The following is a 276-nucleotide window of genomic DNA, read 5'->3' on the forward strand; positions in this document are numbered from 1 at the left end:
TGTCGATACTGACCACCTGCATGTGCATGTGGCCATCAACAAGGTTCATCCGACCGGCCTACAGAACATCGAACCTTATTACGACAAGCGCAGGCTGATGGAGGCCTGCGAACGCCTCGAAGTCCAATACGGACTTCGCCATGACGACCACGGCTTAGGAGATAGAAACCATGAACACACCAGAGAACGAAGCGACCGAATCCAGCTTGATCGAGGTCAACGACCAGAGCAGCGCGATAGTAGATTTCGACGATATTTACGAGAGTCCTACGATCT

At 52.2% G+C, this 276-nt stretch carries 1 protein-coding gene; it reads left to right on the top strand.

Features of this window, described 5'->3' with window-relative positions; all coding sequences use genetic code 11:
- Positions 1 to 16: 16 nt before the first annotated feature.
- Positions 17 to 276: relaxase/mobilization nuclease domain-containing protein (locus HMPREF2886_RS33225; RefSeq protein ID WP_371915122.1), on the top strand; the 260-nt coding region annotated here is incomplete at its 3' end.

Origin of the sequence: Pseudomonas sp. HMSC066A08, assembly GCF_001813025.1 — a bacterium.
In the GTDB taxonomy this organism is placed as follows: domain Bacteria; phylum Pseudomonadota; class Gammaproteobacteria; order Pseudomonadales; family Pseudomonadaceae; genus Pseudomonas; species Pseudomonas aeruginosa.